This is a genomic window from Paracoccus rhizosphaerae (genome assembly GCF_026162645.1).
Taxonomy (GTDB): domain Bacteria; phylum Pseudomonadota; class Alphaproteobacteria; order Rhodobacterales; family Rhodobacteraceae; genus Paracoccus; species Paracoccus rhizosphaerae.
The window spans coordinates 1-3,990 of record NZ_JAOTBE010000123.1 but is presented as its reverse complement, the minus strand read 5'-3'; the positions used below and the strand labels follow the sequence as shown (position 1 = coordinate 3,990).

The 3,990-nt window shown below is 64.5% G+C and carries 3 protein-coding genes; 2 read left to right on the top strand and 1 reads right to left on the bottom strand.

All coding sequences use genetic code 11. The features are described from left to right. Positions 1-315 precede the first annotated feature (315 nt). The gene (locus OC184_RS19560) at positions 316-774 is read left to right on the top strand and encodes a DUF2934 domain-containing protein (RefSeq protein WP_265508848.1); all 459 of its coding nucleotides are present in this window, start codon (positions 316-318) and stop codon (positions 772-774) included. A gap of 23 nt (positions 775-797) precedes the next feature. Then, the gene (recD2, locus tag OC184_RS19555; protein WP_265508846.1) at positions 798-2,984 is read left to right on the top strand and encodes an SF1B family DNA helicase RecD2; all 2,187 of its coding nucleotides are present in this window, start codon (positions 798-800) and stop codon (positions 2,982-2,984) included. 462 nt (positions 2,985-3,446) lie between these two features. On the opposite strand, the gene OC184_RS19550 is transcribed toward recD2, so the two are convergent. Further along, the gene (locus OC184_RS19550; RefSeq protein ID WP_265508845.1) at positions 3,447-3,869 is read right to left on the bottom strand and encodes an alpha/beta hydrolase family protein; all 423 of its coding nucleotides are present in this window, start codon (positions 3,867-3,869) and stop codon (positions 3,447-3,449) included. Between the last annotated feature and the right edge of the window lie 121 nt (positions 3,870-3,990).

Below are 3,990 nucleotides of genomic sequence, written 5' to 3'. Positions count from 1 at the left end.
GTCGACCGGCCATCGGTGGCGCAACCCGCTTTGGCGCCATGCTGACGGATCGGTGGCCGAATGGTGAGTATTGGACGTCTTCCAGAACGGCGTAGCGCCATCACCGGCGCCACGCAGGGGAACCTGTGCAGCTGGCTGACCGCGTCAGCCAGCCACTCCGCCTCATATTGATGCGCCTCGAGTGGTGCGCCACAGAGGCCGTTGGCTGCATCGCTTATCTCTGCCACGATGAGGTACAGATGTTCAGACGGTGGCGACCCCGCTGAGCGCTTTGACAGGCATCAGGTGTCCGCCATGGCAGAAGGAGAAGTCATCATGAATGACGAACGCACGCAAAGGGTCCGGGACCGGGCGCACGCTCTGTGGGAGCAGGCGGGCCGTCCCGAGGGACAGGATGCCCAGCACTGGTCGCAGGCCGAGCATGAAATTGCCGCAGAGGAGGAGGCACAATCCTCCGCCCCGGCGGGGAAAGCCGCCGTCCGCCGGGGGCGCAAGCCGAAGGCCGTCGCGGAAGAGGCAGCGGAAGCCCCAAAGCCGCGGCGGGGCCGCCCTCCCAAAGCCGTGGCCGATACGGCAGCCGAGGGATCAGCCGAGACGCCACGGGCAACCAGGGGCCGCAAGCCCAAAGCCGTGGCCGAAGAGGGCACGGAAGCGCCGAAGGCCCGGCGAACCCGAAAAGCGCCGGCTGCTGCCGGTGGAGAGGACGACGCGCCAAAGGCGAAGAGGGGCCGCAAGCCAAAGGTTGTCGCCGAAGGCTCCGACACAGCTGAATAGGCGGGCTGCAGGTTGCGCCGCTCATGACCCCGCAGGCCGCTGACAGCCCGACTGAAGTGCTTGCCGGACTGGTCGAGCGGGTCACGTTCCACAACGCCGAGAATGGCTTCTGTGTCCTGCGGGTGAAGGCCCGCGGGCATCGGGACCTTGTGACGGTCGTCGGCCATGCAGCGATGATTTCGGCTGGAGAATGGGTCACGGCCACCGGCATCTGGCTCAATGACCGAGCCCACGGCCTGCAGTTCAAGACACAGTTTCTGAAGACGCACGCACCCTCCACCCGCGAGGGGATCGAGAAGTACCTCGGCTCCGGCATGATCCGGGGGATCGGGCCGATCTATGCGCGGCGGCTGGTCGGGAGCTTCGGCACCGACGTCTTCGACATCATCGAGGCGACGCCCGAGCGCCTGCGCGAGGTCGAGGGGATCGGCCCCGTCCGCGCCGCCAAGATCACCGCCGGTTGGGCGGATCAGAAGGTGATCCGCGAGATCATGGTCTTCCTGCATCAGCATGGTGTGGGTACGGCGCGGGCAGTGAGGATCTTCAAGACCTACGGGACCGACGCCGTCCAGGTGATGAGCGAGAACCCGTATCGCCTGGCCATGGACATCCGCGGCATCGGCTTCCGTACGGCCGACATGATTGCCGCCAAGCTAGGGATCGAGAAGACCGCCATGATCCGCGTCCGCGCAGGGGTGTCATTCGCGCTGAGCGAGGCCATGGGCGGCGGCCATTGCGGTCTGCCAAGGACGGAGCTGGTCGCGCTGGCGGAAATGCTCCTCGAAGTGCCCGCCCGGCTGATCGGGAGCGCTCTGGAGAAGGAACTTTCCGAAGGCACCCTCACCGCCGACCGGGTGGGGGATGCCGACTGCGTTTTCCTGTCAGGACTTTACCAGGCCGAGCGTGCAATTGCGGAGCAGCTGGGGCGGATACGCAGCGGCTCGCTGCCCTGGCCGGAGATTGATGTGGACAAGGCCCTGCCCTGGATCGAGCAGAAGACGGGCCTCAGCCTTGCCGCCAATCAGGCCGAGGCCGTCCGGCTGGCGCTCAGGTCCAAGGTCACCGTGATCACCGGTGGCCCCGGGGTAGGCAAGACCACCATCGTGAACTCGATCCTCCGCATCCTCGCGGCCAAGGCCGTGAAGCTTCTGCTTTGCGCCCCCACCGGCCGCGCGGCCAAGCGCATGTCCGAGGCGACCGGCATGGAGGCCAGGACCATCCACCGGCTGCTCGAGTTCGATCCCAAGGCCTTCGGCTTCAAGCGCAATGACGAGAACCCGCTCGACTGCGACCTGCTGGTGGTCGACGAGAGCTCGATGGTCGACGTGCTGCTGATGCAGTCGCTGATGAAGGCTGTGCCGACCGCGGCAGCGCTTCTCGTCGTGGGTGACATCGACCAGTTGCCCTCTGTCGGTCCCGGGCAGGTGCTCGCCGACATCATCGGTTCCGGCGCCGTGCCGGTGGTCCGGCTGACCGAGGTCTTCCGCCAGGCAGCGCTGAGCAAGATCATCACCACCGCGCATGCGATCAACGCCGGGCGCATGCCGGATCTCGCCCCACCCGACAATGAGGCCGATTTCTATTTCGTGCCGGCTGCGGACCCAGACCAGGCTGTGGCGCGGGTCGTGGAACTGGTCAGCAAGCGCATCCCCCGCCGGTTCGGGCTTGACCCGATCAGGGACATCCAGGTCCTCTGCCCGATGAACCGGGGCGGTGTCGGCGCCCGGTCGCTCAACATCGAGCTGCAGGCGGTACTGAACCCTGCCGGTGACAGGAAAGTCGAGCGTTTCGGCTGGACCTTCGCTCCTGGCGACAAGGTGATGCAGATCGAGAACGACTATGACAAGGAAGTCTATAACGGCGACATTGGCAGGGTAGAGAATGTCGATCTGGACGAGGGCGATCTCACCGTCAACTTCGACGGCCGCACGGTCGCCTTTGCCTTTGGCGAACTCGACACGCTGGTGCCGGCTTACGCCGCCACCATCCACAAGAGCCAGGGCTCAGAGTACCCCGCTGTCGTCATCCCGGTGATGACCCAGCATTACGCCATGCTTCAGCGCAACCTGATCTACACCGGCGTTACCCGCGGCAGGAAGCTGGTCGTGCTGGTCGGCCAGAAGAAGGCTGTGGCGATCGCGGTTAGGAACATCTCGGGGCGCCGCCGCTGGACGAAGCTTGATGAGTGGCTGGCCAGGAAGCCGCAATGAGCAGGCTCCTCAGGTGGCGGCCCACGAACTTGCGCGCACAATGGCAGGAGTGAGCGGCCTTTCAGATCATTTCCATGCCGCCCGCGGAAGCAGGCAGAGCAAATCGAGGGCAAACTGAAGCCGGCCGGCGTCCTGCTTCCCCCGGCGCATGCACGGGAAAGGTCCTGGTTGCACGAAAGCAGCTTCCTTCCGGCGCTTGTTGCGGTAGGATCGGGTTGTCTTTTGCGGACAGCCTTCCCAAGGGCAGCCCTGTCGTATGTTCCCGCGGCAGGGCACCTTCACTGAGTTTCAAGAACTACGGCCCGCCCAATGAGGCTGGTTCTGTCGTTGCGTTCGAGCCTGTTGGTCTGGAAGACATGACCATGCTGTGCCGCAGCCGTGTTGATGCGGAAGATCAACGTCAACAGGTCAGGCCGGGCAGGGGGGTGCGGCAACAATCCAGATATGTTTGATCCAGAGATGTCATCCTGCCAGCAGCCGCAAGGTGCGGAGACCCGGACGCAGGATGTAAGGCGGTAGTGCAAAGGAATAGTGTCCGCAATTTAGCTCGAGAACGTCAGGCTTGGCCCCAGCCTGCCTCAGCTTTGCAACCAGACGTTCCGATAGGTGGGGCAACACCACAGTATCTCTCCTCGCCAGCACGATCTGAAGCTCCAAGCCGGGCCGCGCCAACTGTCCTACGTAGTTCTCGAGGTTCAGCAGACTCCACGCTCTATTGAGCTGGGTCACGTCAATCTGCCCCGCAAGGCTGGCGCGGATATGCTCTGTGGCTCGCCCCGTCCAAACCATGTCAGCGAGACTTCCCGCGGTCAGTAACAACGCAGCTTTTTTGACTGCAGGGTCGTTGGCTGCGACAAGACCGGCAACCCAGGATCCGAGGCTCATGCTGACCTGCCCCCATCGGGTGGTCCGGTTTCAGTCTTAATGCATGACGGGTCTGGGCGCTACGGCGGGCGTGGCCGGCGAAGCGTCTCCGGATGTCGAAGCCGGCCACGAGATGACCTTC